General features: G+C 59.7%; 1 protein-coding gene. It reads left to right on the forward strand.

Features of this window, described 5'->3' with window-relative positions:
- Positions 1–1,691 (forward strand): calcium-binding protein (locus tag ACFO6X_RS15800; RefSeq protein WP_382434959.1); only part of this gene is annotated, 1,691 nt, incomplete at both ends.

Genomic DNA, 1,691 nt, shown 5'->3' on the forward strand with positions numbered 1-1,691 from the left:
ACCACCACCACGACCCAAACCATTGCCCCTGTCAGTGACAGCCGCGCCGAAGACCCCAACACCCCCAATGGCGCGCTGGCCGATATCCCACTGGTCAAGAACAGTAGCGGTGAACCGCTGCTGCAAGTGAGTCTGCCTGTGGGGGTGGGCTTGATCTCTGAAAGCACCCAAGGCAGTGGCTTGAGCCTACGTGAAAAACTCATCCAGGCCAGCGAGCCACGCATAGATCTGCCCGCCGACTTTATCGAAGTGCTGGATCAAGGCATTGACCAATATGTGCCCGGCGTCATCAACCAAGACCAAGTCACCGTGCGCACCGTCACCATGACGATGGCTCCGGGCAGTACGGCTCCCACACAGCCCATCGTGATTCGAGGCACCACCGGCACCGGCGAGGATGATAGCGCCAACCCCCAACGCGCCGAAGCCTTGGTGATTGACGCCCGCCAGCTTCCGCCCGGCACCGTACTCGATTTGAGTCTGGTCGAGTTTGCCATCGTCATTGGCCCCACCACGGCCATGGGTGGTAGCGGGCGCAACTTTGTTATTGGCGATGGCAGCGCACAATTTTTGGTGCTCGGCGCCGATGACGACGTGCTGCGTGGCGGTGATGGCAACGACACCATTGGCTCCAAAGGCGGCGACGATCAACTCTTTGGCGATGGTGGTAACGACTGGGTGGTCGGTGGCATTGGCAACGACACCTTGCAAGGCGGCGATGGCAACGACCTGCTCCAAGGCGGCCCCAGCGATGCGGGGCAGTGGCGTTTTGCTCTGACACCTGCAGGGCACTTGCAAGTGGACTTCACCCCCAGCAGCACCGAGTTGGCCGACAGCACTAGCTTGCACTTGGTCAACAGCTGGAGCAACGGGCATGGCAGTGGCCTAGTCACTGATGCGCGCTTGGCGTGGATCTATGACAACTACCAATTGGCCCAAGACACCACCTTGCTGGTACACGCACTGGGTGCAGGTTTACCGACGCTGGTAAAAATGGGCACGTTTGCGGGAGGTGACTTTAGCAGTGAGCAACTGGGCAAGATGGCCCATGACTACTGGCTGCAAACCCACCCTGCATTAGCCCAACAGCCCCTACCAGAACAGATCGCAGCAGTGATTGATCAGGTGTGGGGTGCGGGCCAAGCCACGCCTACCCTCACGGCCTTGGGGGTCGACTACCTCAACGCTGGTGGCAGTTGGTCAGCGATCTGGCTGGCTTTGGCACGCCACAGCCGCCACGCCAGCGCGCTGACCGATACCCAAGGCAATCTGCTGCTGGTGGATCAACCGCTCAGTGAAACGGGCTGGTCGTTTGAAGCGGGCAATAACAGCCTACAGGGCGGAGCGGGCAACGATGTACTGGTGGGAGGCAGTGGCAGCGATGTACTTGATGGAGGCGAAGGCACAGATATCGCGGTGTACTTTGGTCGGCCCTCGGATTACGAAGCAGCCCTGACAACCAATACCAGCACCGGGGTAGCTGATGCTCTCATCCGGCACAAGACCACGGGCATCGTAGACGTCATACGCAATATGGAGTTGTTACAGATGGGGGGGGTGTTGTACCAAGTTCCGGTGGGGCTGCCCCAGCCCGCAGAGAATGTGTATGTCGAGCTCAAAGATTATGTGCAACTGGTGCCCACAGCCGCTTTGACAGGCGTGAGTTGGTACACAGGGTCGGTGGATTCGTT

This window comes from Giesbergeria sinuosa, assembly GCF_042652905.1.
GTDB lineage: Bacteria > Pseudomonadota > Gammaproteobacteria > Burkholderiales > Burkholderiaceae_C > Simplicispira > Simplicispira sinuosa.